Raw genomic sequence first — 22,964 nt, 5'->3', positions numbered from 1 at the left:
ATGCGCACAGCACACACCTCACCCCTCCGCCCCAAGCTCTCCACCCTCCTACTCCCCATCATAGCCCTCGGACTACTATGGGGGTGTAGCGGGGAGAAGTCGAAGAGTGAGCCGAATGATGGCACCCAGCGCGGGACCACCACGACGAGTGACGCAGCTATCGTAGACTACCTGCGCCAGCAGATCGATGTCGCTACCCCACAAGAAGCCCCCGAGGCCTGCTACAAGGAGTACAGCACAGCCGAGGGCTACGGAGCGATGCAGGAGCAGCTATGGGAGCTCTGGCGCAAGGCCAATGCCGACCGCCTCGCCACACAGCCGTGGTCACTGAACTCCCCCAACGCTCTCGTCTGGAAGATCCCCCAAGGCGAAGAGATGCAGCTCCGCCTCTTCGCCAAAGGAGCTAAGCCGGCCAGTGGCTATCCGCTCTTCATCAACCTCCATGGTGGCGGGCGCTACCCCGCGGAGCCTGGGCCATGGACTTCGGAGATCAACGAGCAGGAGTGGTACACCCTCATGTCCTTCACTGATCGCTATGCCAATAGCCCCGCCCTCTACTTCGTCCCCCGTATGGCGGACGACCGCAAGGGCAGATGGCACTACGCTCCACAGCGCACCGCCTTCCGCCGTGCCTACCAGCTCGCCGTACTCCGAGGCGATGCAGACCCCGACCGAGTCTACCTCACGGGCATATCGGAGGGGGGCTACGGCTCCTTCCGCCTCGGACTCTTCATGCCCGACTACTTCGCAGCGGTCGGCCCTCTGGCTGCCGCTATCGAGAGTCTCGAGCTCGCAGAGAACCTGCGCAACGTAGCCTTCCGCTTCGATGTCGGGGAGCGTGACTATGAGTACGACCGCATCCTCAACGCGATGGACTGGCGCGACAAGCTCAGCGAACTCGCCAAGGCTAATACAGAAGACTTCGTCCACGAGGCGAATATCATCGCTGGTCACGGGCACACCATCCCCTATCTGACGATGCCTCCATGGCTCTCGGAGCACAAGCGACGCGTGTACCCCAAGCATCTAAGCTACACCTACTACAATATCGACGACGGATTCTCTGACGGGGTCTATTACCTCGGCTTCGGCGGGATCAAGCACAGCAGCGATGCCCGTCTGCACCTCGACGTACGGCATGAGGGCAATAGCTTCGACGTGGAGACCAAGCTCCTGCGTGGTACAGCCCAAGGCTCGCTGACCCTATATGTCGATCATGTGGACTTCACTAAGCCCGTCGTCGTCAAGCACAATGGGCGGGTCATCTTCTCGGAGGTGCTACGCCCCAACAAGGGGGTGATGGCCGAGGCTATCGCACGCTTCGGTGACCCCAAGCGCATCTTCCCCGCCAAGGTCATGATACCGCTCTAAGGCCGCTCAATCAAGCAGTCCACAGAGCAAGCTATCGACGAAAGAGCCCCCCGACAGCGTCCTACGGATGCCGTCGGGGGGCTCTGCTTGCTTCATACGCGATGAGGACGGCAGTAGAGGAGCGGAGATCGGGGCTTTTATCAGCTACCAAGGCTCGGGCGAGGGCTGATGTACAGCGACTTCTATGCGGGTCGGGCGACCGAAGACTGCCGAGATTTCTGTATCTTTGTTTAGGCCGATGACCCACAGCTCTACTCACTCCCGTCCTCATCCCATTATATACGCCTATGGATCATGCTCCAGTAGCCTTCGAACCGTATCTCCTCGTAGGATCCTTCCTGATGCTCGCCGGTATCATCGCCGGTAAGGTGGGCACGCGCTTTGGGGTGCCTGCCCTGCTCCTCTTCCTCATCACAGGGATGCTCTTCGGCAGTGCGGGCCTCGGGATCCAATACAACGACACGAACAAGACGCAGTTCGTCGGGATGATCGCCCTGACGGTCATCCTCTTCTTCGGGGGCTTCGAGACGAAGCTCAAGGAGATGCGCACCGTCCTCGGCCCGGGGATCATGCTCTCTACGGTAGGCGTCATCTTGACGACGCTCTGTCTCGGGGGCTTCTTCTATGGTATGGACCTCTTGGGCTGGGCGCCCGTACACTTCACCTTCCCCATCGCCCTTCTGCTGGCAGCGACGATGTCGAGTACTGACTCCGCCTCGGTCTTCGCCCTGCTGCGCTCGAAGAATATGCACCTCAAGGAAGGCCTACGACCCATCCTCGAGCTCGAGAGTGGTAGTAATGACCCGATGGCCTACATGCTCACCATCGCTCTGATCCAGTTCATCACAGGGGGTACGGACGGCTCATGGACAAGCATCCTCGTGACCTTCGTACTGCAGTTCTCCGTCGGTGGTCTGATGGGGTATCTCTCTGGCTACATCACTCCCCTCCTGATTAATAAGGCCAACATCGGCAACGGAGCACTCTACCCCATTCTCCTCCTGTGCTTCGTCTTCCTCACCTTCTCCGCCACCTCGCTCCTGCATGGCAATGGCTACCTCGCCGTCTATATTATGGGTGTGCTCGTGGGGAACAAGAAGCTCGTACACAAGAAGAGTATCGAGACCTTCGTCGATGGGCTGACGTGGCTCCTACAGATCTCGCTCTTCATCATCCTCGGGCTCTTCGTCGATGCTAAGAGCCTGCTCCCCATCACAGGCTTTGCCGTGCTGGCGGGCCTCTTCATGATCTTCGTGGCACGTCCGCTGGCGGTCCAACTCAGCCTCATCTTCTTCCCACGCATCAGCATGCGCGGGCGCTTCTTCCTCTCATGGGTGGGCCTGCGTGGCGCCGTGCCGATCATCTTCGCCACCTACCCGATGATGAGTCAGGTAGAGGGCGCTGAGACGCTCTTCAACATCGTCTACGTCATCACCCTCCTCTCGCTGCTCATCCAGGGGAGCACCTTGCCTGCCGTGGCGCGCTTCCTCGGTCTCGACGAAGAGGTCAAGGTCAAGGTCAGCCACTTCGGCGTCGAGATCCCCCAATATACGGGAGCAAAGATGGTCGAGCGCACCGTCACGGGCAAGATGCTCCGTGAGGGCAATAAGCTCATGGAGCTGGACCTCAAGGAGGAAGAGCTCGTGATCCTCGTGCGCCGTGGTGAGAACTATATGGTCCCCAAGGGCAAGCTCGAGCTCGAAGTCGGTGACATCCTTCTGATTGTCTTCGAGCAAAATACCGAACAGAGCGCCTAAAGTGAAGCCCTCCGACATCCTGCGCCGTATCTGGGGCCTCGCGCTACCCAACATCCTCTCCAACGTCACCGTACCGCTCCTCATGCTCGCCGATACGGCGATGGCGGGGCGTATGGCCACAGCCGACAGCATCGCAGCGGTAGCCATCGGCGCCGCTATCACCCAGTTCGTCATCGGCATCTGGAGCCTGCTGCGTATGGGTACGACGGGCTTTACAGCGCAGGCTTGGGGCGCATGTGACGTGCGCGCCCTGCTGCGTCAGCTCACCTCAGGCTCGATCATCGCGCTCGTCGTTGGCCTACTCCTCATCCTCCTGCGCCCGCTCTATGTCGCTCCCGCAGCCGAACTCCTACAGGCAGGCGCCGACATGCACCTCCCCGAGGCGCAGACCTACCTCCATTACTCCTTCCTCGGCGCACCTGCAGCCCTCCTACTCTACGTGTATAATGGCTGGCTCATCGGCGTACAGCGGATGAAGCTCGTCATGAGCGTGAGCATCGCCTGCAACCTGCTGAACATCCTCTTCAGCTACCTCCTCGCCTTCCCCGCAGGGATGGGCGTCGGGGGCTTGGCACTGGGCACGGTGCTCGCGCAGTACACGGCCGTCCTACTCCTCGCGCTCGGTGGCCTGCGCTACGAAGGGCGTATCCTCCGCCACCTCACCAGGGAGTACCTCTGGCACCCCGAGACACTCGTTCGCTACTTCCATATCGGGAAGTACCTCCTCATCCGCACGCTTCTCTTGCAGGCGGTGATGCTCTCCTTCATCCGCTATGGGGGCGCTATCGGCGTGACGAGGCTGGCTGCCAACAGCCTGCTGATGCAGCTCTTCACGCTCTTCTCCTACTTCATGGACGGGCTGGCCTATGCCGCCGAAGCCCTCGTAGGCGAAGCTATTGGCGGGCGTAAGTTCGGACACCTACGACTGATCATCCGCATCACACTGCAGGTAGGCTTCGTCGTCGCCCTCATCACGAGTATCCTCTACGCCCTCTTCCCCCGCCCCCTCCTCGAGCTCCTCACCGACAAGCAAGAGGTGCTTAAGCTCGCTCTCAGCGATAGCTTCCTGATGGCAGCCGTACCGATATTCTCCTACCTCGCCTTCCTCTGGGACGGGATCTTAGTCGGTGCGACAGACAGCAAGAGCATGAGCATCGGGGTAGCTGGTGGCGCGATGTCGTACTTCATCGTTGCGGAGAGCATCGCCACCATCGGTAGTGGCACCATGCTCTGGTTCGCCTTCCTCAACTACCTCCTCGTCCGAAGCTTCATCGAGTACTACCTAGGCATGCGTCGCATCCGAGCGCTCAGCCAAGAAGTGCATGATACTCGCCATTCCTCCTATACTTATAGGCTGAAATAGACTATCTTTGTGATAGAAATCCAAAACTATTCAACTGCAGGTATCTTACCTCTCCACTTATTATTCAAGTACCCCTATTTTAGATGAAAAAGAATAAGATCATCGTCGCTGGCATCGGTCCTGGTAGCCCCGAGGATATCACCCCCGCCGTACTCCAAGCCGTGCAGGCCTCTGATGTGATCGTCGGATACAAGTATTACTTCCGCTTTATCAAGGACTATGTCCGCCCCGATGCCCTGTGTATCGACAGCGGGATGAAGGCTGAGCGTCAGCGCGCCGAAGAGGCCTTCCGCTACGCCCTCGAGGGCAAGACCGTCTGCGTCATCTCCTCGGGCGATGCAGGCATCTACGGTATGTCGCCCCTGATCTATGAGATGATGCGCGAGAAGGGCATCACGGATCAAGTCGAGGTAGAGGTACTCCCTGGCATCAGCGCCTTCCAGAAGGCCGCCGCTCTGCTCGGCTGCCCCATCGGCCATGACCTGTGTATCATCTCGCTCTCCGACCTGATGACGCCTTGGCTTCGTATCGAGAAGCGCATCGAGGCTGCCGCAGCAGGCGACTTCATCACCGCCATCTACAACCCCAAGAGCCAAGGCCGCTACTGGCAGATCTACCGCCTGCTGGAGATCTTCGCCCAGCACCGTAGCCCCGACACACCCATCGGCTATGTCCGTCAGGCGGGTCGTGAGGAGCAGGTCGTCAAGCTCACCACGCTCGCAGAGTTCGATCCCGAGGAGCTCGACATGTTCACCGTCGTGATCATCGGCAATACGCAGAGCTACAGCTTCGACGGGCACTTCATCACCCCTCGTGGCTACTATGACGAAGGTACGCTCGACAAGGATGCGAAGATCGGTCAGGCGATCATGATCGAGAGCTTCCGCACGATCAATAGCGAGCTGGCGAACCCCAACATCCCCCTCGACCACAAGTGGGCACTCATCCACTCGATCCACACCACGGCGGACTTCGACATGGAGAAGATCCTCTACTCCGACCCTGGTGCGGTATCCAGCATCTATCAGGCGATGCTCGACGGGAAGTTCGACACCATCATCACCGATGTCACCATGGTAGCTTCGGGTATCCGCAAGGGCATGCTGGAGCGTCTTGGCCTGCAGGTCAAGTGCTACCTCAACGATCCTCGCACGAAGGAGCTTGCCGACCTGAAGGGTATCACACGCTCGCAGGCAGGTATCCGTCTCGCCGTCGAGGAGCATCCCAATGCACTCTTCGCCGTGGGTAATGCCCCCACCGCCATCATCGAGCTCTGCGACCTCATCCGTCGCGGTAAGGCCCAGCCTACGGGTATGGTCGTCGCACCCGTCGGCTTCGTGCAGGTACGCGAGTCGAAGTATATGGCGAAGGTCTTCAAGGACATCCCCAAGATCATCGTCGAAGGCCGCAAGGGCGGTAGCAACCTCGCTGCCACGCTGGTCAACTCCATCCTCACGCTGGACGACGCCGAGGCCCTGCGCCCTGGCCGTGACGTCTAAGTCGTCCCGCACACTCCCCATACACGTATGCGGCTGTACCGAGCACTCGGTGCAGCCGCATTCTTTGTATCTATACTACTTTGCCTCCCATCCAATACGAAGACAAGCGCTCCCCTTCACGGGAAATAGTTTGCACCTCGTAGTGCTTTTTCTCCGTCCACGTACGTAGATTTATCATCCATACACGTCACTCCTAATATCCACGCACGTAGATTTTATGGCCACGCACATAGACGAAGGTTTCCCCATACTCCTCCGCACCTTTCCCTGTACAGCCTCGCACCTTTTCCCGCGCTCCTTCACAGCTCCTGCTCTATCGAAGTGCAGCACGCACGAGTACCTCAAGTGCTTGCACTTATGCTTTGGGATCACTTCCCTCCCAGTGATCCGACCAAGGGGAAATGCCACCGCAAGCAGCCTCAAGACATACGAATATATAGCCGTTAGCCCGTAAGTTTATTTTAATAAAGCACCCTGAAAACACTACAAATCTCAGGAGCACAGATAAAATTTTAAAATATTTTAGTTACATTTGCAGTAGCTACAAGTCAAACTACTGCTTTTTATTTGCGTGACTTGACAACACGAAAGCCAAAATATCCCCCTCATATGAAAGAAAATAAGTTCATCGTACCGATGGTATTTCTTGCCTTCATGTTCTTTACATGTGGGTTTGCCTTAGGGATCAACTCCCTACTCGTACCTGTATTGAAGGTATCGCTAAGCGTCTCGTCAATGGAAGCCTATATGCTCATCGGGGCGACATTCTTACCCTTCCTGATCTTTGGTTATCCAGCAGGACTGCTGATCAGTAAGATCGGCTATAAGCGCACGATGGCATCAGCTTTCGCTATGTTCGCGATAGCATTTGGCGTGTTCATCTTGTCCGCAGAAGCCAAGAGCTTCGTAATATTCCTCTTAGCCTCCTTTATTTGCGGGATGGCTAACACGTTCTTGCAGGCTGCGATAAATCCGTATGTCACCATTCTGGGGCCTACAGAGAGTGCGGCAAAGCGAATCTCAATCATGGGGATGATCAACAAGCTAGCTTGGCCTGTATCTCCATTATTTATCGCTCTCTTTGCCAGTAGTGGTGGTAGTGTTGGTCTGGAAGACCTCAGCAAACCCTTCCTTGTGATCATCGGACTCTTCGTGATCTTAGGGATCGTCGCACTCATATCGCCACTGCCCGAAGTGAAGGCTGCTGGAGAAGACAATGATGCTGCTGACTCAGAAGTATCGAGCTATGCCAATAGTAAGAGCTCAGTCTTCCAGTTTCCTCATCTTGTACTCGGAGCGATCGCCATATTCTTCTACGTAGGCTCGGAGACCATCGTCTTAGGGACACTTATAGACTATGCACAGGAATTAAGTCTCCCCCATCCAGAGACCTATTCATGGATCACTCCTATTAGTATCAGCATTGGGTATATACTGGGTATTATCCTGATCCCGAAGTACCTCTCGCAAACCAAAGCCCTACAGATATGCTCTTTCGTGGCACTCGTAGGGACTGCTCTCGTAGTAGTGCTTCCTGGAGTTTATAGCATCTACTCTGTGGGCATCATGGCATTAGGCTGCTCGCTGATGTGGCCTGCGTTTTGGCCTTTGGCGCTTATGGATCTGGGCAAGTACACCAAGCAGGGTTCATCCCTATTGACGATGGGTCTTATCGGTGGGGCTGTCATCACCGTCCTATTTGGCCTTATCAAGGATATCTCAGATATCCGATATGCGTATAGCATCTGCTTCATCAGCTTCATCTATATTCTCTTCTACGCCTTTAAGGGGCATAAGCTGAGATAGCGACCAGCCTTCCCTCAGTCGCGAAATCTCTATAAGATGCCCTCTACATACACATGCGGCTGCACCGAGCACTCGGTGCAGCCGCATACGTATATCGGTATAGCTACGCCTTCCACTCCCCTCGAAGCGGATACAATAGTCCCTCGCTTGCCACCCTTGCTTTTTGTATCTTTGTCGAAAAGCAAACTAATACATACGAGTTATGCGGACACTACTATCACTCACACTGCTGCTCCTTGGCTTAGGTGCAAGCACCGAGGCCCTGGCCCAGCACCACACCAAGGACCTCCAAGTCGAGGACGTCACCTCGGGTAAGTTCTACGCCTACACCGCAGGGCGCGGTATGCGCTCCACCAGCGACGGGAAGTACTACACGATGATGGACGACGGACACACCGCCGTCCTGCGCTATAGCTTCCAGACGGGCGAACTCGTCGACACACTCTTCAGCGTCAACAAGGCACGCGAATGCGAATTCAAGAAATTCGACGACTACATCCTTGAGCCCAAGGGGCATCACATCCTCCTCATCACTGACCAAGAGTCGATCTACCGTCGCTCGAGCAAGGGTAATGTCTTCCACTACGACGTACGCCGCAACCGCGTCGAGCCACTGAGCACGACCACCGGCAAGGTCATGATCCCCACTTTCAGCCCCGACGGCCGTATGGTAGCCTTCGTGCGTGAGGGGAATATCTTCATCAAGAAGTTTGAGTTCGACACCGAGGTCCAGGTGACGAGCGATGCCGTGCACAACAAGGTCATGAACGGTATCACCGACTGGGTCTACGAAGAAGAGCTGGAGACCACGCAGCTGATGACCTGGAGCGAAGACAATAACTACCTGGCCTTCGTCCGCACCGATGAGAGTGAGGTCGACGAGTACAGCATGCCTATCTACGGCACGGGGCAGTACCCTGGTGCCTATACCTATAAGTACCCTAAGGCCGGTACGCCTAACTCGAAGGTCTCCGTACACATCTACAATGTCACAGACCGCGCGAAGAAGCCCATTGACTTCAAGAGCGCACCCTACTACATTCCCCGCATCGAGTTCATCGGCCGTGATGGCAACCTCGCTGTCTTCTCGCTGAACCGCCAGCAGAACCACCTCACGCTCTACTACGTCAACAACAAGACGCTCCTACCGAAGGTCATCTTCGAGGAGCGCAACAAGGCCTATGTAGATAGCCGCAACCTCCCGAAGTGTAAGTTCGTCCCCTCAGGCTTCGCCTACCTCGGCGAGCAGGACGGCTACCGCCATATCTACCTCTACTCCGACAAGGGGGCTTTGATCCGCAAGATCACCACGGGCAGCTATGACGACACCGACTTCTACGGCATGGATGCTCAGGGCAATGCCTACTATCAGGCTGCCGATGAGTCACCCCTGCGCCGCTCGATCTACAAGGTAGATCCCAAGGGCCGCAAGACCGCTCTTCACCCTGGAGCAGGTGCCAATAGTGCTATCTTCAGCGATGACTTCTCCCACTACATCAGCATCTTCAGCAACTCTACCACGCCGACGACTACGGCCGTCTATGCCACGGGGAGCCTGCGCCCCCTGCGCGTGCTGAAGGACAACAAGGAGATCGCTGAGCGCCTCAAGGACTACCGCCTGCGCCGTGAGGAATTCATCAAGATCCCCAACGGCCGTGGTCAAGAGCTGAACGCTTGGATCCTCAAGCCCTACGACTTCGACCCCAACAAGAAGTACCCCGTACTGATGACTCAGTACAGCGGCCCCGACTCACAGCAGGTACTCGATGCCTTCGGCCTCGGCTGGGAGCAGATACTCCCCGGTAAGGGCTACATCGTCGTCTGCGTCGACCCACGCGGTACGGGCGCTCGCGGTGAGGAGTGGCGTAAGTGCACCTACCTCAACCTCGGCGTGAAGGAGATCGAAGACCAGATCGCTGCAGCGAAGTGGCTCGGCAAGCAGTCCTACATCGACGCTGACCGCATCGGCCTCTACGGCTGGAGCTTCGGTGGCTACATGACGCTGATGGGTCTGTGCCACGGCGAGGGCGTCTTCAAGACTGGTGTCGCTGTCGCCCCCGTCGCTGACTGGAGCTACTACGACACGATCTACACGGAGCGCTTCATGCGCACCCCACAGGAGAACCCCACGGGCTACAAGTCTTCCTCCGCCCTCGAGGTAGCGAAGAAGCTCAAGGGTAAGCTCCTCCTCATCCATGGTAGCGCCGATGACAACGTGCATGTGCAGAACGCCATGAACTTCACCGACCTCCTGGTCGCCGAAGGGATCCCCTTCGATATGGCGATCTACAAGGACCGCAACCACGGCATCTACGGAGGTAATGCACGCAACCACCTCTACAAGCGTATCATTACCTTCCTCGAGCAGAACCTTTAGCCTCGGCTATTTTACTCCCCACTACCCTTAGGCTGAAGGCACTGACCCTCAGCCTAAGGGCTATCACTTATATGATGCAAGAAGAACCTATCACCCAGAAGAAGACCGGCAACGTCGTACGCGTCCGCAAGCCCGAGTGGCTGAAGATCCGCCTCGGCGACAACTCGACCTTCACCGATACGAAGCATACGATCGAGCACCACGGGCTCAATACCATCTGCCATAGCGGCCGATGCCCCAACCAAGGGGAGTGCTGGAGCGCTGGCACGGCGACCTTCATGATCGGAGGCGCTGTCTGTACGCGCGCCTGCCGCTTCTGTAACACCCTCTCGGGGAAAGCCCCCGCACCACTCGATCCCCTCGAGCCGATGAAGGTGGCACAGAGCATCAAGAAGATGGGCCTGAAGCACGCCGTCATCACCAGCGTCGACCGCGACGACCTCGAGGACTACGGCGCAGGGCACTGGGTACGTACCATCGAAGCCATCCGCCGCACGACACCTGAGGTCACTGTCGAGGTCCTCATCCCCGACTTCAACGGCCGTCTGGACTACGTCGACCAGATCATCGCTTGTCAGCCCAAGATCATCTCACACAACCTCGAGACCGTCCGCCGTCTCACCCCCACGGTGCGCCACGTAGCGACCTACGAGCAGAGCCTCTCGGTGCTGGAGCGTATCGCCCAGAGCGGCATCCCCGCTAAGACGGGTATCATGCTCGGCCTCGGTGAGACGGAGGAGGAAGTCCTTGAGCTCATCGACGATGCCCACGCTGTCGGCGTATCGATCATGACTATCGGGCAGTACCTGCAGCCTACGCGCCGCCACCTGCCCGTCGTGGAGTACATCCATCCGAAGCAGTTCGCTCGTCTGCGTACCCTCGGGCTGGAGAAGGGCCTGCGCCACATCGAGAGCGGCCCTCTCGTGCGCTCCTCCTACCACGCCGAGCGCCACGTCCTCGACTAAGCTCCCTACTTATACAAATCACTTCGCCCCCACAGCTCGATGGAGCTGTGGGGGCGAAGTGATTTAAGCCCACGGGGAAGGAGCGAGGAGGCAGCTTAGATATTCTCCGTCTTACGACGAGCGAGGAAGCGCTTGTAGAGCTTCTTGACCTGCGGCGCGAGGATGACGATGGCGATGACGTTCGGGATGACCATCAGCCCATTGAAGGTATCAGCCAGCTCCCAGATGAGGTTCGCGTGGAAGATCGTCGCCGAGAAGACACAGGCGATGACGATGACGCGGAAGACGTAGACCGCCTTGGACTTGAAGAGGTAGCGTATATTCATCTCCCCGAAGACGTACCAGCCGATGATGGTGGTGAAGGCAAAGACGAGGAGGCTGATAGCGAGGAAGACAACGCCCGCTTGCCCGAAGGTCACCTCGAAGGCACGCTGTGTGATCTGTACCGAGATCAGCCCAGGCTCAGCATAAGCTCCCGTCAAGAGGATGATGAGTGCCGTAGCGGTGCAGATGAGGAGGTCAACGAAGACACCCGACATCGCTACGAAGCCCTGGATGGATGGATCCTTGACATGAGCCAGAGCATGGGCGTGTGGGGTCGAGCCCATACCTGCTTCGTTGGAGAAGAGTCCGCGAGAGACCCCATAGCGGATGGCGTACTTCATCACGCTACCCGCTGCACCGCCAGCGGCCGCCTTCGTGGAGAAGGCATCACCAAAGATGGACTCGAAGACGGGGAGGATCTGGTCGGAGTACATAAAGAGGATGATGATCGCCCCGAGGATATAGGCCAGTGCCATAAAGGGCACCACCAGCTCGGCAATGGTCGTGACGCGCTTCTGCCCGCCGACGATGACGACAGCCACAAGCACTGCGATGAAGATACCGCTGACCCAGCCCTTCATCCCGAAGGCGTTGGCCAGGCCGATGGAGATGGAGTTCGCCTGCACCATACAGCCGATGAAGCCGAGGGCGACGATGACCATGACGGAGAAGATGATGGCGAGCACTCGGCTCTTCAGACCGCGACTGATGTAGTAGGCAGGCCCCCCGACGACTTGGCCGTCGCGTATCTCGCGATACTTCTGGGAGAGGACGGCTTCGGAGAAGATCGTGCTCATCCCAAGCACTGCGGAGATCCACATCCAGAAGACGGCACCCGTACCTCCCATAGCGATGGCAGTGGCTACGCCTGCGATATTACCCGTACCGACCTGGGCGGCGACGGCGGTGGCGAGCGCTTGGAAGGAGTTCGTCTGGTCACAGGCATCTTCCGTCTTCTCTTTCTTCTTGAAGATCGAGCCGAAGCTGTACTTCATCGCCAGGCCGAAGTGCCGTATCTGAGGCACGCCGAGGTAGATGGTGTAGAAGATGCCGACGCCGAGGAGGACGTACATGAGGAAGTTGTTCCATAGGATTTCATTGAATCCCTTTACGATCTGAAGTAGGTCCATCGTAATAGTTCGTTTAGTGTGAGTAGTAGTAGGGGACACCGCTCATCAAGTGGCGGACGGGCCTTTCAGACGCATAGGTAGAGGTGGGGACCCGCTGGGCGTGTCCTGCAGAGCGTGAGGGGAAGGGTGGGCGGAGAAGAGGTGCTTGTCCATCCTATGCGTCTGAGTGGGTGTGTGGCGCTCCTCGCTAAGAGCCCCCTCGAGAGGGCTACTTGCGGAGAGCATATCTTGTTGTCTCTGTGACAAAAATAGCGAGACTTCCTTAAAACACAAGCAGGATGATTTAATAATTTTATTAAAGAAATACCATTACCCACCACATTCCTAAGAACAAACACCAAAAGCGAGCAGGGCGAGGGAGTAGTCCCTCGCCCTGCTCGCTCTCCTAAGTGCGGTCACGATACTCGGCAGACAGCGCTCACCAAGCCGCCCGACACCCCGCTCTTAGAGGTCTAAGATCGCCCTTTCGGCAAGCACATATTCGCCCGCATCACGCAGCCTCGCCTCACCGCGGATCATCTGACGAGCGAGCGTCTCGACGGCTATCGGCGCCTGACGCTTCAGGAGGCCGATACGATTCAGCGCACGGAGGATGGCCATACTGATGCGCTCATTGACTCGTGCCTTCACCACGCGATCGATCATCCCAGGGCGGAAGAAGAGCGTCCGCTCAAAGCCAAGGGCACGCACGCCCTCCTCAGCTTCGCCCTTGAGACGCATATAGAAGAGACTGGACTTAGCATTTGCCCCAGCTGCCGAAAGCAGGACGAAGGTCCCCACCCCACTACGGCGAGCCATCTCGGCGAACTGCAGCTGGTAGTCCACGTCCACACGATGCTGGGCGGCCTTGCTCCCAGCTGCCCGAAGTGTCGTACCCAGACAAGAGAAGGCGACATCTGCTGCGGGGCCCGTCTGCCAGTCCTCGGCGCACTCCATATCCACCACATGGACGTGGAGCTTCGCGTGCTGCAGCTGGAGAGGCCGACGCACGAAGACGTGCACCTCGCTATATTCGTCACCCTTGAGGAGTAGCTCCACCAGAGCCGTCCCCGTAGCGCCTGTAGCGCCTAATACCCATGCTCTCTTCATCGGTCTACATATATATAAAGGATGATGCTGTACTCCACTAAGCCCTCTGCTCCCGCCGAGGAGCGAAGATACCTCGCAGAGTACTACAACGTTATAAGTACAGAAGGGCTACTTTTGTTTACCCAGGCGCGCTCTAAATCACACTTTAATACTACAGTAGATATGAAGCTAAAGCAAATCTTCGCACTCCTCGGAGTCGCACTTCTTGGGCTCAGTGCTTGCTCCAAGGACACCCCCAAGACCAACCCCGCTTCAAGCGGTTCCTTAGCCGGCTCTCAGTGGGAGTACATCGAGCAGGAGCTGAAGGATGATGGCAAGACAGAGACCACCACGACAGTCCTTCGCTTTATTGACGGCACGAAGTTCGTCACGGAGTCCACCTCGGTAACCACACAGGGTGGCACGATCCTCAAGAGCGAGACAGACACTCCTAAGCAGGGTACCTACACCTACCAAGGCAAGGAGGTCACGCTCACCACAACCCGCCAGGACGATGGCAAGATCGTCACGAGTATCGTCCGTCTCGTCATGGACGACACCAATCAGACGCTCGCGGGCACGGTGACGGAGGACGGCGTACGCAAGGGTATCATCTACACCCGCAAGAAGTAAGGTCGCACCCGCACATACCCCATAAGCCTCGCCCCGCTCTTCTCTCCATAGAAGAGCGGGGCGAGGCTATTTATAGCCCTCCACGCGAAGAGGAAAAGGGAGGTTGGCAACTCTGTATAAATCTCCTACCTTTGCAAAGATTCAATAAATCACTAACCCCATAACAAAAGAACGTATGAAGCTAAAGTACATCTTCATGTTCCTCGGAGTCATACTCCTTGGACTCTCCGCTTGCGACAAGAAGGATACCCCCGAGCCCAGCAACAAGAACCCATTCGTTGGCACGAAGTGGGAAAACATCCGCTCTGTTACAGATGACAGAGGCGAGACAGAAACCCTCTGGGGGGAGATCCACTTCATTAGCGACAACCGTCTCGTACATCTATCAGGCTACAAGGTCACAGCGAAAGATGGTAGCATCATAAAGCAAGAGCCTACGTCTAAGGAGGAAATGACTTACACGTACGAAGGTCTTGTAGCTACGGTGATTACCCATGAAATAGAAAATGATAAGCAGGTAACACACAAGGGCACCCTCACAATGGATGCTGCGAAGCAAAAGATCACAGCGACGTCAACAAAGATGGAAGAGGGCGACGAGCCTGAAATCTACACCCGCAAGAAGTAAGGTCGCACCCGCACATACCCCATAAGACTCGCCCCGCTCTTCTCTCCATAGAAGAGCGGGGCGAGTCTATTTACAGCCCTCCACGCGAAGAGGAGAAGGGAGGCTTGCAATTCTGTATAAATCTCCTATCTTTGCAAAGATTCAATAAATCACTAACCCCATAACAAAAGAACGTATGAAGCTAAAGTACATCTTCATGTTCCTCGGAGTCATGCTCCTTGGACTCACCGCTTGTGGCAAGAAGGATACCCCCGAGCCCAGCAACAAGAACCCATTCGCAGGCACAAAGTGGGAACGCGTCCTCAAGGCTACAGATGAGGACGGCAGTAGTGAAATCATCTCGACCGAACTCCAGTTCATAGACGACAGCCGCCTCGTAATTCTTTCAGACTACAAGGACATAGCGAAAGATGGTAGTATCATAAAGCAAAATCCTACGGTTAAGGAAGAAACGACTTACACGTACGAAGGTCTTGTAGCTACGGTGGTTTCCCATAAAATAGAAAATGACAAGCAGGTAACACGCAAAGCCACTCTCACAATGGATGCTGCGAAGCAAAAGATCACAGCATTAGAGGAGGGCGAGGACGAACCTCTGATCCTCACCCGCAAGAAGTAAGGCACTCGCCTACCTGACACTCCATACAGTCCGCCCAGCCCCATCCCCAGTGATGAGGCTGGGCGGACTGCTTTTAGGAGAGGTGAAGGAGTAGGCACACACGACTAAGCTTAGGCATTACAGCCAAGCGACTTACTCGCGACACGACACGCTTATAGGGCAAGAGTGCGGGGACACCTCCCGCAGGGGAGTGATGCGAACCTATATAGGTCCGTGGGCTGACCTATATTGGTCACGATGTCGACCTATATTGGTCCGTGACGCGACCTATATAGGTTCACCCAGCGACCAATATAGGTCGAAGTAGCGAGCACTAAAGCTTCATACCCTCCTCCTATGGGGAGCACCTTCACCAGCTGCAGGTAGAGGCCTATCCCTCAAGCCTATGGCTCGCGCGATGAGATACAGCACGGAGAAACATTCCGCCCGTGGAAATGGAGGAAGCTACGGAAGGCAAGGAGACACTATAGTCCTTTGACCGATGAACCAATAGTCGTTTGTATCCAAACCAATAGTCATCCATGGGCAAACCAATAGTGGTTTCGTGTGCAAACTTATAGTGGTTTGACCCCCAAACCAATAGTGATCCGTACCGAGACCAATAGTCGTTTGCGAATCGACTTCTACGGAGCACTATAAATAAGTGTAGCGACAAGGGAGGAGATACGACCTCTATGCACGCCTCGGACTTGGATGCTGAGAGATGAGGCTGGGCGGACAGCTTTCTTCCGAGACTATAGGCTTAGTATGCAGCATTTACCTACCTTTGCGAGTAGTATTCATTCCCTCTTTATAACCCCATAGAAATTATGAAGCTAAAGCAAATCTTCATGCTCCTCGGAGCAGTCCTCCTTGGGCTTACCGCCTGCTCCAAGGACACGCCTAACACCCCCGACCTAAGTAAAACCCTCGCTGGCACTGAGTGGGAGGCCACCGTTCGGGAGTCCGACGCAGGTAACAAATCGGTAGTCACTACGATAGTCCTCAAGTTCGTCGACGGCACCAAGTTCACGTCCCAATCCACCCAACAGACGATAAAGAATGGTGCGGTAGTCGACACTGAGGTAGACGATCCTGAGCAGGGCACTTACACCTATCAAGGTGGCGTCGCTACACTCCTCTTCAATACTCGAGATGATGAAGATAATGCTATCAAGCTGGCACTCCCTCTGACAATGGACACCTCCAAGCAGCAGCTCACAGGTAAAGCTCCAAATGAAGCAGGCACGATATTAACCTTCGTCCGCAAGAAGTAAGGTCACACCCGCACATACCCCATAAGACTCGCCCCGCTCTTCTCTCCATAGAAGAGCGGGGCGAATCTATTTACAGCCCTCCACGCGAAGAGGAGAAGGGGGGCTTGCAACTCTGTATAAATCTCCTACCTTTACAAAGATTCAGTAAATCACTAACCCCATAACAAAAGATCGTATGAAGCTAAAGCACATCTTCATGCTCCTCGGAGCTGTCCTCCTTGGGCTCACCGCCTGCTCCAAGGACACGCCTAACACCCCCGACCTAAGTAAAACCCTCGCTGGCACTGAGTGGGAGTGCGTTATCCAAGGGACCGAGCAGGAGAATGGTGAAAAGGAAGTTGAAACGCTACTCCTCCACTTTATTGATAACACCAAGTTTACTGTCCTGGGAACTCACAAGACCCTCAAGAATGGTATTGTAGTCAATACAGAAGAACCAAGTATATCCGAGGGCACCTACACCTATATCAATAAGGAGGCTACACTTACTACCCAAACCATACGTAATGGCAAGACCGAAACAGAGGTACTTACCCTAACAATGGATGCATCCAACATGAAATTCACTGGAACAGTGACTGATGAGGATGAATCCCATACTTTGACCTTCGTCCGCAAGAAGTAAGGCACTCGCCTACCCAACTCTCCATACAGTCCGCCCAGCCCCATCCCCTGTGATGAGGCGGGGCGGACTGCTTTTAGGAGAGCGTGAGAGGTCGCACAGCAGCCCTTTCCGACTATGCACTATTTCCCCTACCTTTGCGACAATTCAATTATCAATACCATTATAGATATGAAGTTCAAATACACCCTGATACTCCTCGGAGCTATTCTCTTTACCCTCACCGCCTGCTCTTCGTCCAAGGAAGATGCCCCTAAGGAGGATCCATTCGTTAAAACCATGTGGGAGTCCTCCAGCTATATTGGGAAATATCCAAATGGCGAACAATACCACTTCCAGACCTGGATATACTTCAAAGAGGATAAGCATATCGCATTCAGGATAGAGGAGGAATTAATACGGGAAGAGGGTGAGGGTAAAAGACACACGACTAAGGTCCTTTCTCTTCCCTACACCCGTAAGGGGATGGTGGCGACAGTTCACGTGGCACGTGAGATAGCCCCGGGAGGAATAGGGCCCGAGCGCGAGCCATTTAAGCCTGACACATTCACCTATACCTTGGATGCATCCAAGCAGAGACTCACCTGCAAAAAGCACTCAACCGGAGAAATCACCATCTTCACCCCGAAGAAGTAAGGTCGCACCTGCTCCACATATTCCCATAAGCTCCGCCCAGCCCCATCCCGAGAGATGAGGCTGGGCGGACCGCTTTTCGATGGGCTCGAAGCAAGCATAGCAGGGAGAAGCAAGCAACACATAGAGAGCTGACTTACAGGAGTTAATGGAGCATCCCGCAGTCATAGGAGGCAAGTAGCAGCGTCGCACGTAAAACGAACCAGTACTGGTCACGAAGCGAAGCAGTACTGGTCAGCTATAGTTACCACTACTGGTCGGTGTGCGAACCACTACTGGTCAACTCATCGACCAGTAGTGGTTACTTTTCCTCCCTCATAGCGATCCTAATCGCCCCTTCCCACAGGATCTCCCTTTATCCTCGGCAGATAGCCCCCCGAAAAAGCATACACATTCGGGCGCAAAGCCTTATCTTTGTATATCTATATCCTCGTGTCAAGACAATCCAAAGAGTTATGATGGATGACAAGCAACTCGCCCTCGATATGCGCTACCTCCGTATGGCACGCATCTGGGCTGAGAACTCCTACTGCGAGCGCCGTAAGGTAGGCGCCCTCATCGTCAAGGACAAGCGTATCATCGCCGATGGCTACAACGGCACCCCCGTGGGCTTTGAAAACATCTGCGAAGACGAGAGCGGTCAGACGAAGCAGTATGTGCTCCATGCCGAGGCCAATGCCATCACGAAGCTCGCCAGCAGCACCAACGACAGCTCTGGCGCGACGGTCTACGTCACCGATGCCCCCTGCATCGAGTGCGCCAAGCTCATCATCCAGAGCCACATGCGCCGCGTCGTCTACAGCACCGAGTACCGCCTACGCGACGGCATCGAGCTCCTCCAGCGCGCAGGCATCCAGGTAGATTACCTTCCCCTCGAGGACTAACTGACTCTTTCCCCCGCCCCTTCATCATCCTCTATAGCAGACAGCATGCAATCAGCACCCAACGAGCAGCCCGGCTCACCGCGCCCCGAGCGTAAGGCTCATCTCCTGAGTGGAATCACCTACGGGCTTGTCACCGTCTTGGTCTTCCTCTTGGGCGTATTCACCTCCAGCTACTTCGGCATCGGAGGCCGACGCGGAGCGACTGGGAAGCTCGGCGAAATCTATTCGCTCATCCAGCAGTACTACGTCGACTCGACGAATATGGACAGCCTCACCGAGCAGTCCCTCCCGCTGATCCTCTCACAGCTCGACCCCCACTCCGTCTACCTCAGCGCGGAGGAGAACAAGGAGTCGACTGAGAGCCTCGAGGGCTCGTTCGCTGGTATCGGCGTGCAGTTCAATACCCTCCTCGACACCGTCGTCGTCGTGCGTGTCATCGAGGGTGGCCCCAGCGAGCGTGCTGGTCTGCAGCCTGGCGACCGCCTCCTACGTGCTGACACGACGAATCTCGTCCGTGACTCCATCACCTCTGAGCAGATCATGAAGGCGCTGAAGGGTCCCGAGGACACCGTCGTCAAGCTCACCGTCCGCCGTGGTGGGAAGACCTTCACCACCTCAGTCGTCCGTGGCGCCGTCCCCGTGCCTACCATCGACGCCAGCTACATGATCCGCCCCCACGTACTGTATGTACGCCTCAATAAGTGGGGCACGCAGACGCCCTTAGAGTTCCAGCAGGCCTATGCCGAGCATGCCTCCGAAGGCGTCGAGCGCATCCTCATCGACCTCCGCGACAATGGCGGGGGCTATCTGCAGGCCGCTACGGCACTCGCCACGGAGTTCCTCTCCAAGGGCGATCTCCTCGTCTACAACAAGGGTGCGCACTATCCCCGTGAGGACTTCAAGAGCCCTCGTGACGGACGTCTGCGCCAGCTCCCGCTCATCGTGCTGGTGAACGAGAGCAGTGCCAGCGCCAGCGAGATCTTCGCCGGTGCTATGCAGGACCTCGACCGCGCGCTCATCGTCGGCCGTCGCACCTTCGGTAAGGGCCTCGTACAGCTCCCCTTCGAGCTGAAGGACCACTCCGTCGTCCGCCTCACCGTAGCTCGCTACTACACCCCCTCGGGCCGTAGCATCCAGAAGAGCTATGCCAAGGGCTACGAAGCCTACGCAGAGGACATCGAGGAGCGCTACCTCCATGGCGAGTTCTACTCAGCCGATAGCATCAGTCGCCCCGACACCACACGCTACTACACGCGTCTGGGTCGTGTCGTCTATGGCGGTGGCGGTATCACCCCCGACATCTTCACCCCGCGCGACAGCGCAGGGATCAACCCCTACTACATCCGTCTCCTACGCTCAGGGACCTTCCAGCGCTTCGCCTTCAACTACGCGGACCAGCACCGCGCACAGTTCCAGTCCTTCGGCTCGGAGAAGGCGATCCAGGACTACCTGCATTCGCAGGGCGAGCAGATCGTCTATGCCTATGCACGCTATGCCCAGCAGAATGGCGTACCCCAGCGCCCTGGCTACCTGCAGGAGTCGATGCCCATCCTACGCCGTGACCTCATCGCCTTGATCTCCGACCTCTTGGGTGGGGACAAGAATGCCTTCTACCGCGCACGCAACGAGGAGGACCCCGAGGTCAAGGCCGCTCTCGATCGCCTCACCTCTGACGACTGGCGTCCGACGAAGTAGCCTATGGACAAGCCCACCCTCCGCCGTGAGCTCCGTGCCCTGAGCCGTGAGCATCTCACCGATGAGCTCCGTCTCTCGGGGAGCGCGTCCATCCTCTCCCAGCTCCGTCAGCATCCCCTCTGGCAGACGGCCCAGCATGTGGCCCTCTACGCTGCCCTACCCGACGAGCCGAACCTCCGCACCCTCATCGACGAGGTCGCTACGACGAAGCAAGTCTACCTCCCCCGCGTCCTTGACGGCGAGACGATGGAATTCTTCGCCTTCGCTGGCTGGCAGGAGCTTGAGCAGTCGGGGAGCTTCGGCATCTACGAGCCCCGCCTTGAGGCTGATGGAGCCGTAGACCCAGCGACACTGGACCTCCTCGTCATCCCCGCTCTGGCGTATGACCAGGCGGGCTACCGCCTCGGCCGTGGCAAGGGCTACTACGACCGCTACCTCAGCCGCTGCCCATATGCCAGCCGTATCGGCGTGACCTTCGCCCTCCGCCCCATCGCATGCCTCCCCCATGACCCATGGGATCTCCCCGTGGAAGCCGTACTCACCCCACAGCCTGCCCTCCTCTAACCGCCCCCGCTATGTCCCTCACTCCAGCACAGACGACCCTCACCCTCTCGGGGAAGCTCCTTACCCTCGAGCGCCCCGTCGTCATGGGTATCGTCAATGTCACCCCCGACTCCTTCTTCGCTGGTAGTAGGATAGCAGGCGAGACCGCGCTACGCACTCGCTTCGACGAACTCATGAGCGAAGGAGCTGCCATCGCCGACCTCGGTGCCTACAGCTCCCGCCCAGGAGCTGATGAGGTGAGCATCACGGAAGAGATGGAGCGCCTACGCCCTGCCCTTCGCATCCTGAGAGACGAATACCCCGACCTACCCGTCTCGGTAGATACCTTCCGCTCGGAGGTCGCCCGCATGGCCGTCGAGGAGTATGGCGCCGCTATCATCAACGATATCTCCGGCGGGGCACTCGACCCCGAGATGTACCGCACGGTAGCCGCCCTGCAGGTACCCTATATCCTTATGCATATGAAGGGCGACCCACAGACGATGCAGTCACTCACCGACTACAGTGACGTGACGCTCGAGGTCATCGACTACTTCGCCGAGCGCATCGGCAAACTCCTCGAGCTGGGTCTGCACGACATCATCCTCGACCCGGGCTTCGGCTTTAGCAAGACCACGGAGCAGAACTATGAGCTCCTCATGCACCTCGACGACCTCACCCGCACCTTCACACAGCCCGTCCTCGTCGGTGTCTCACGCAAGAGCATGATCTACCGCCCCCTCGGCTGCACGCCTGCCGAAGCCCTCGGTGGTACGACCTTCCTCCATGCCCTCGCCCTCGAGCGTGGTGCACAGATCCTCCGTGTGCACGATGTACGCGCTGCCACTGAGGCCATCACGCTCTACGAGCAAGCCCGCCCCTACCTCCACAGAGAGGAGCACCTGCACTATAGCTTCACCCGCTCACACTAACCCCCGACTTATATCGCCCTTATGCTCGCTTGGCTCGACATCTCCATCAAGGACATCATCGACATACTGCTCCTCGCGGTCTTCCTCTACTACGCGTTCACCACGATGCGCTACTCGGGGAGCCGCTCACTCTTCATGGGGATCATCGCCTTCCTCGGGATCTGGCTCTTGATCTCGCAGGTCCTGCAGATGCGACTGATGGGTGCGCTGCTGGACAAGTTCATCAACATCGGCTTCATCATCCTGGTCATTATCTTCCAGGACGAGATCAAGAAGATCCTGGTCACCATCGGCTCCGCCCAGCGCTGGCGTAAGATCCGCAGCTTCTTCCGCGAAGGCTCGGCGAAGGAGCAGGAGGAAGAGGACTATATCGCACCCGTCGTGCTGGCGTGTATGAACATGGCTCGTAAGAAGACGGGCGCCCTCATCGCCATCCAAGGTACCTCAGACCTCACGCCCTACCAGCACGCTGGGGAGCGCTTCCTCGCTGCCGTCAATGCCCGCCTCATCGAGACGATCTTCTTCAAGAATAGCCCCCTGCACGACGGCGCTATGATCATCGCTGGCGGGAAGATCTGCGCTGCAGGCTGTATCCTGCCTGTCGCCAGCGACACCGACCTCAATAAGGACCTCGGCCTGCGCCACCGCTCTGCCCTCGGCCTCTCGCAGAAGACCGACGCGAAGGTCATCATCATCAGCGAAGAGCGTGGGACGATCTCGCTCGCCTACCGCAGTGAGATCATCGTCGACATCACGCCCGACGAGCTCCGCGCCCTCCTCTCCTCCGAAGACTAAGCACACCGCTCCACGAGAGCATACCGCACGGGCCTATCCGCTTAAGCCCCTACGACACGATACA

The 22,964-nt window shown here is 57.0% G+C and carries 20 protein-coding genes; 18 read left to right on the top strand and 2 right to left on the bottom strand.

Annotated elements, in window-relative coordinates:
• From KO088_RS06805 to lipA, 7 genes are all read left to right on the top strand, one after another.
• Entirely contained in the window at positions 1-1,371 is a 1,371-nt protein-coding gene (locus tag KO088_RS06805; protein ID WP_215494114.1) for an alpha/beta hydrolase family protein, read from the top strand.
• 287 nt (positions 1,372-1,658) lie between these two features.
• Positions 1,659-3,128, top strand: coding sequence for a potassium/proton antiporter (locus tag KO088_RS06800; RefSeq protein WP_215494113.1), 1,470 nt, complete (start codon positions 1,659-1,661; stop codon positions 3,126-3,128).
• A gap of 1 nt (position 3,129) precedes the next feature.
• On the top strand, positions 3,130-4,491 hold the full coding sequence (locus KO088_RS06795) for an MATE family efflux transporter (protein ID WP_215494112.1): 1,362 nt from the start codon (positions 3,130-3,132) through the stop codon (positions 4,489-4,491).
• Between the two features lie 83 nt (positions 4,492-4,574).
• Positions 4,575-5,990, top strand: coding sequence for a precorrin-3B C(17)-methyltransferase (cobJ, locus tag KO088_RS06790; protein WP_215494111.1), 1,416 nt, complete (start codon positions 4,575-4,577; stop codon positions 5,988-5,990).
• Between the two features lie 609 nt (positions 5,991-6,599).
• A complete protein-coding gene (locus KO088_RS06785; protein ID WP_215494110.1) occupies positions 6,600-7,796 on the top strand; it encodes an MFS transporter in 1,197 nt (398 codons plus the stop codon).
• Positions 7,797-7,998: 202 nt separating this feature from the next.
• Positions 7,999-10,173, top strand: coding sequence for a S9 family peptidase (locus KO088_RS06780; RefSeq protein ID WP_215494109.1), 2,175 nt, complete (start codon positions 7,999-8,001; stop codon positions 10,171-10,173).
• 71 nt (positions 10,174-10,244) lie between these two features.
• Positions 10,245-11,138: a lipoyl synthase gene (gene lipA / locus KO088_RS06775; protein WP_215494108.1), complete on the top strand. Its 894-nt coding sequence runs from the start codon at positions 10,245-10,247 to the stop codon at positions 11,136-11,138.
• Between the two features lie 95 nt (positions 11,139-11,233).
• Here the strand turns inward: lipA and KO088_RS06770 are convergent, their stop codons facing one another.
• Both KO088_RS06770 and KO088_RS06765 read right to left on the bottom strand, forming a co-directional pair.
• Positions 11,234-12,592, bottom strand: coding sequence for an alanine/glycine:cation symporter family protein (locus KO088_RS06770; RefSeq protein WP_215494107.1), 1,359 nt, complete (start codon positions 12,590-12,592; stop codon positions 11,234-11,236).
• Positions 12,593-13,036: 444 nt separating this feature from the next.
• The gene (locus KO088_RS06765) at positions 13,037-13,681 is read right to left on the bottom strand and encodes an NAD(P)H-binding protein (protein ID WP_215494106.1); all 645 of its coding nucleotides are present in this window, start codon (positions 13,679-13,681) and stop codon (positions 13,037-13,039) included.
• A gap of 162 nt (positions 13,682-13,843) precedes the next feature.
• On the opposite strand from KO088_RS06765, the gene KO088_RS06760 reads away from it, so the two are divergent.
• From KO088_RS06760 to KO088_RS06710, 11 genes are all read left to right on the top strand, one after another.
• Entirely contained in the window at positions 13,844-14,293 is a 450-nt protein-coding gene (locus KO088_RS06760; RefSeq protein WP_215494105.1) for a hypothetical protein, read from the top strand.
• Between the two features lie 175 nt (positions 14,294-14,468).
• Positions 14,469-14,921 (top strand): hypothetical protein, encoded by a 453-nt coding sequence (locus KO088_RS06755; protein WP_215494104.1) that lies wholly within the window; start codon positions 14,469-14,471, stop codon positions 14,919-14,921.
• Positions 14,922-15,096: 175 nt separating this feature from the next.
• Complete coding sequence (locus tag KO088_RS06750; RefSeq protein ID WP_215494103.1) at positions 15,097-15,540, top strand: hypothetical protein; 444 nt, start codon at positions 15,097-15,099, stop codon at positions 15,538-15,540.
• Between the two features lie 809 nt (positions 15,541-16,349).
• A complete protein-coding gene (locus KO088_RS06745) occupies positions 16,350-16,796 on the top strand; it encodes a hypothetical protein (RefSeq protein ID WP_215494102.1) in 447 nt (148 codons plus the stop codon).
• Positions 16,797-16,971: 175 nt separating this feature from the next.
• Positions 16,972-17,421: a hypothetical protein gene (locus KO088_RS06740; RefSeq protein WP_215494101.1), complete on the top strand. Its 450-nt coding sequence runs from the start codon at positions 16,972-16,974 to the stop codon at positions 17,419-17,421.
• A gap of 168 nt (positions 17,422-17,589) precedes the next feature.
• The gene (locus KO088_RS06735; RefSeq protein WP_215494100.1) at positions 17,590-18,054 is read left to right on the top strand and encodes a hypothetical protein; all 465 of its coding nucleotides are present in this window, start codon (positions 17,590-17,592) and stop codon (positions 18,052-18,054) included.
• A 455-nt stretch (positions 18,055-18,509) separates the two neighbouring features.
• Entirely contained in the window at positions 18,510-18,935 is a 426-nt protein-coding gene (locus tag KO088_RS06730; RefSeq protein ID WP_009433799.1) for a deoxycytidylate deaminase, read from the top strand.
• 45 nt (positions 18,936-18,980) lie between these two features.
• Positions 18,981-20,630 (top strand): S41 family peptidase, encoded by a 1,650-nt coding sequence (locus tag KO088_RS06725; protein ID WP_215494099.1) that lies wholly within the window; start codon positions 18,981-18,983, stop codon positions 20,628-20,630.
• A gap of 3 nt (positions 20,631-20,633) precedes the next feature.
• Complete coding sequence (locus tag KO088_RS06720) at positions 20,634-21,194, top strand: 5-formyltetrahydrofolate cyclo-ligase (RefSeq protein WP_215494098.1); 561 nt, start codon at positions 20,634-20,636, stop codon at positions 21,192-21,194.
• Between the two features lie 11 nt (positions 21,195-21,205).
• Positions 21,206-22,105 (top strand): dihydropteroate synthase, encoded by a 900-nt coding sequence (gene folP, locus KO088_RS06715; RefSeq protein ID WP_215494097.1) that lies wholly within the window; start codon positions 21,206-21,208, stop codon positions 22,103-22,105.
• 21 nt (positions 22,106-22,126) lie between these two features.
• Positions 22,127-22,900 carry a diadenylate cyclase gene (locus KO088_RS06710; RefSeq protein WP_215494096.1) on the top strand — a complete coding sequence of 258 codons (774 nt, stop codon included), beginning with the start codon at positions 22,127-22,129 and terminating at the stop codon, positions 22,898-22,900.
• Positions 22,901-22,964 lie beyond the last annotated feature (64 nt).

Source organism: Porphyromonas bobii (assembly GCF_943169685.1).
Taxonomy (GTDB): Bacteria; Bacteroidota; Bacteroidia; order Bacteroidales; family Porphyromonadaceae; genus Porphyromonas; species Porphyromonas pasteri.
The sequence above is the reverse complement of the archived record's forward strand: the minus strand, read 5'-3'. Positions and strand labels throughout refer to the sequence as shown.

Excerpts from the sequence above, each read along its gene's own strand:
- KO088_RS06805 (WP_215494114.1), top strand. The coding sequence starts at position 1 with ATGCGCACAGCACACACCTCACCCCTCCGCCCCAAGCTCTCCACCCTC.
- KO088_RS06800 (WP_215494113.1), top strand. The coding sequence starts at position 1,659 with ATGGATCATGCTCCAGTAGCCTTCGAACCGTATCTCCTCGTAGGATCC.
- cobJ (WP_215494111.1), top strand. The coding sequence starts at position 4,575 with ATGAAAAAGAATAAGATCATCGTCGCTGGCATCGGTCCTGGTAGCCCC.
- KO088_RS06785 (WP_215494110.1), top strand. The coding sequence starts at position 6,600 with ATGAAAGAAAATAAGTTCATCGTACCGATGGTATTTCTTGCCTTCATG.
- KO088_RS06780 (WP_215494109.1), top strand. The coding sequence starts at position 7,999 with ATGCGGACACTACTATCACTCACACTGCTGCTCCTTGGCTTAGGTGCA.
- lipA (WP_215494108.1), top strand. The coding sequence starts at position 10,245 with ATGATGCAAGAAGAACCTATCACCCAGAAGAAGACCGGCAACGTCGTA.
- KO088_RS06770 (WP_215494107.1), bottom strand. The coding sequence starts at position 12,592 with ATGGACCTACTTCAGATCGTAAAGGGATTCAATGAAATCCTATGGAAC.
- KO088_RS06765 (WP_215494106.1), bottom strand. The coding sequence starts at position 13,681 with ATGAAGAGAGCATGGGTATTAGGCGCTACAGGCGCTACGGGGACGGCT.
- KO088_RS06760 (WP_215494105.1), top strand. The coding sequence starts at position 13,844 with ATGAAGCTAAAGCAAATCTTCGCACTCCTCGGAGTCGCACTTCTTGGG.
- KO088_RS06755 (WP_215494104.1), top strand. The coding sequence starts at position 14,469 with ATGAAGCTAAAGTACATCTTCATGTTCCTCGGAGTCATACTCCTTGGA.
- KO088_RS06750 (WP_215494103.1), top strand. The coding sequence starts at position 15,097 with ATGAAGCTAAAGTACATCTTCATGTTCCTCGGAGTCATGCTCCTTGGA.
- KO088_RS06745 (WP_215494102.1), top strand. The coding sequence starts at position 16,350 with ATGAAGCTAAAGCAAATCTTCATGCTCCTCGGAGCAGTCCTCCTTGGG.
- KO088_RS06740 (WP_215494101.1), top strand. The coding sequence starts at position 16,972 with ATGAAGCTAAAGCACATCTTCATGCTCCTCGGAGCTGTCCTCCTTGGG.
- KO088_RS06735 (WP_215494100.1), top strand. The coding sequence starts at position 17,590 with ATGAAGTTCAAATACACCCTGATACTCCTCGGAGCTATTCTCTTTACC.
- KO088_RS06730 (WP_009433799.1), top strand. The coding sequence starts at position 18,510 with ATGGATGACAAGCAACTCGCCCTCGATATGCGCTACCTCCGTATGGCA.
- KO088_RS06725 (WP_215494099.1), top strand. The coding sequence starts at position 18,981 with ATGCAATCAGCACCCAACGAGCAGCCCGGCTCACCGCGCCCCGAGCGT.
- KO088_RS06720 (WP_215494098.1), top strand. The coding sequence starts at position 20,634 with ATGGACAAGCCCACCCTCCGCCGTGAGCTCCGTGCCCTGAGCCGTGAG.
- folP (WP_215494097.1), top strand. The coding sequence starts at position 21,206 with ATGTCCCTCACTCCAGCACAGACGACCCTCACCCTCTCGGGGAAGCTC.
- KO088_RS06710 (WP_215494096.1), top strand. The coding sequence starts at position 22,127 with ATGCTCGCTTGGCTCGACATCTCCATCAAGGACATCATCGACATACTG.